Here is a 2,564-nt window from a genome sequence, read left to right on the forward strand (position 1 = left end):
TACTCCCTTACGATGGCATCTGGCTAAGCCGCCCGCTTGATAGCGACACGGCCACCCTTGTCCCCCTGTTGCAACAGCTGGCGACCCTGCTCCAAGCGGGCGCTCCGAGCTGCTTCCCCCTGCCGCCAAGCGGCAAGATAAGTCTCGCTCAGCTACAGCAACTGGTCACCACATCCGGGATAGCGCTGCAACTGGCGCCGATGGAAGCCGTATCAGCCAGTATGTCAGATTCCTCAAGTCAACACGCCACCCAGTACGTCATGTTGCTGCGTGGCGATCATCAGGCCACCTAACGGGCTAATTCATCACGGATTTTCCCGTTCAACGCCAAGCCGACAGCTAGTCGGCGATCTTGGCCTTAGACAATATTTAACTCGGCGTTAACGCAGAAAAAGCAGACATAACACGGCTTACGTGTTAAAAAGTGTGATTAATATCAAATTTTAATAACAAAACAGACAATACAACCAACTCCGGATTTCCTTATGAAACTTGTCCTGAAACTCATTGCTGGCATCCTTGCCGGTCTCTTGCTCGGTCTCTACGCCCCTGAGTGGGTGGCGCGCGTGCTGTTTACGGCCAAGACAGTGATAGGTCAGCTGATCACCTTCACCATTCCGCTCATCATTCTGTTCTTTATCATGAGCGGTATCGCCAGCCTGCCGAAAAACTCCGGCAAGCTGCTGGGCAAAACCGTGGCCCTCTCCTACTGCTCCACCATTCTTGCTGGGCTGTTCGCCTTTACCGTGGCAAGCCATCTGATCCCGCAGTTCACCACCGCCGCCGAGCCCACCACGGCCACGGCCATCAAGCTCGCCTCCTACGTCAATCTGGAGATCCCGCCGCTGTTTGGCGTGATGTCGGCACTGGCCGCCGCCTTCGTGTTCGGCATCGGGATCAGCGCCACCCAGGCCACCGATCTGCGCCGGGTCGCCGATCAGGGCCGTGACATCATCGACCGCCTGCTGGCCAAGGTGATCATCCCGCTGCTGCCGTTCTATATCGCCGGGGTCTTTGTCGAAATGACAGTTGAAGGCACAGTGTTCGCTACCCTGAAAACCTTCGGCGTAGTGCTGGTGATGGCCATCCTGATGCACTGGATCTGGCTCTCCGTACTGTTCGTGGGTACCGGTCTGGCCCTTGGCCGCTCACCGGCCCAGCTCATCAAGAACATGCTGCCCGCCTACTTCACCGCGCTGGGGACCATGTCGAGCGCCGCCACCATTCCGGTCGCCCTGCAATCGAGCAAGAACAACGGCGTGAGCGACGGTATCGCCAACTTTACCGTGCCCCTGTGTGCCACCATTCACCTCTGTGGCTCCACCATTACCCTGGTCACCTGCGCCACCGCGGTGATGTTCCTCTCCGAGCATCTGGCCATTCCAGGCATCGAGACCATGCTCCCCTTCATCATGATGCTGGGTGTCATCATGATCGCCGCACCGGGCGCGCCAGGTGGTGGCGTGATGTCGGCGCTGGGCCTGCTCACCTCCATGCTCGGCTTTGGTGAAGCCTCCATCGCCCTGATGATCGCCCTCTATCTGGCGCAGGACAGCTTCGGCACCGCCTGCAACGTCACCGGTGACGGCGTGATTGCCCTGTGGGCGGATCGCTTCGCCAACGGTAGCGAGAGCGCAGCTCCAGTGGCCGAGGCCGAACAGGCGTAAGCTCGCCGGGATAGATCGACCATCCTCTGCAAAACCGCAGGCCCGAACCATGTTCGGGCCTGCGTCGTTTCTGCCACCTTCACTGCTTTTGTACGTGTTCCGCCTCCCCCTCTTTACCCCCCTCTGCCGTAAACAGCACTGGCGCTACCCTCTGCATCAGACAAAATTATTGGCATATGCTACATATGAGCGTATAAATGGCTTATGCCAATTAGGAGCCACCATGCCAAGACCCAAGATTGCCCGCCAGATCTGTGGCCGCCCCGCCAACAGCTGCTTCAAACCCAACGGCCGCCCCATGCATCAGCTGGAACAGGTCACGCTGGCCCCTGACGAGTTCGAGGCACTGCGCCTCGTCGACCTTCAAGGAATGCAGCAGCAGGAGGCCGCCCTGGTGATGGGGGTTTCCCGCCAGACCCTGGCCAATATCCTGAAAAAAGGGCGCTACAAGGTGGTGGAGTGTCTGAGTCTGGGCAAAGCATTGATGATGCAACCCGCCGAGCCCGACCACCCAACCAGTGGAGAAGAGCCGACATGAATGCTGTCACAACCATGACCACCAACCCCAGCAACAGCGCCCTGATGCTGAGTCAGGGGCTGCTGGCTGGCCACTTTACCCGTGCCGAGCAGCTGCAAATTCTTAACCCCGAAGGGAACGTCATCGCCACCCTGACCAACCCGGCCGTCGCCGAAGGCTGCCACGGCAAGCAAGCGCTGCTCGACGCCCTCGCCCATCATCAGGTGGGTCAGGTGGTGGTGCGCAATATCGGCGAGCGGATGCTGGGTCGCCTGCTGGCGGCCAATATCCGGGTGCTGCAGTGCCGCTCTGCCCGCCTGCCGCTGCCCGCGCTGCTGGCCCCCGCCAATCTGCAACCTCTTACCGAGGCCAGTCAGGGC

The 2,564-nt window shown here is 59.8% G+C and carries 3 protein-coding genes and 1 pseudogene; all 4 read left to right on the forward strand.

Features of this window, described 5'->3' with window-relative positions; all coding sequences use genetic code 11:
- A pseudogene (locus DBR30_RS22710) lies at positions 1–293 on the forward strand (hypothetical protein); the annotation flags it as partial.
- A gap of 192 nt (positions 294–485) precedes the next feature.
- Complete coding sequence (locus DBR30_RS20600; RefSeq protein ID WP_005359180.1) at positions 486–1,667, forward strand: dicarboxylate/amino acid:cation symporter; 1,182 nt, start codon at positions 486–488, stop codon at positions 1,665–1,667.
- Between the two features lie 223 nt (positions 1,668–1,890).
- Positions 1,891–2,205, forward strand: coding sequence for a DUF134 domain-containing protein (locus DBR30_RS20605; protein ID WP_005338107.1), 315 nt, complete (start codon positions 1,891–1,893; stop codon positions 2,203–2,205).
- Positions 2,202–2,564, forward strand: a 363-nt coding sequence (locus tag DBR30_RS22715) for a NifB/NifX family molybdenum-iron cluster-binding protein (protein WP_308813285.1), incomplete at its 3' end; no start/stop codon positions are given. The genes DBR30_RS20605 and DBR30_RS22715, both read left to right, overlap by 4 nt.

It is taken from the genome of Aeromonas sp. HMWF017, from assembly GCF_003061465.1.
Lineage (GTDB): Bacteria > Pseudomonadota > Gammaproteobacteria > Enterobacterales > Aeromonadaceae > Aeromonas > Aeromonas veronii.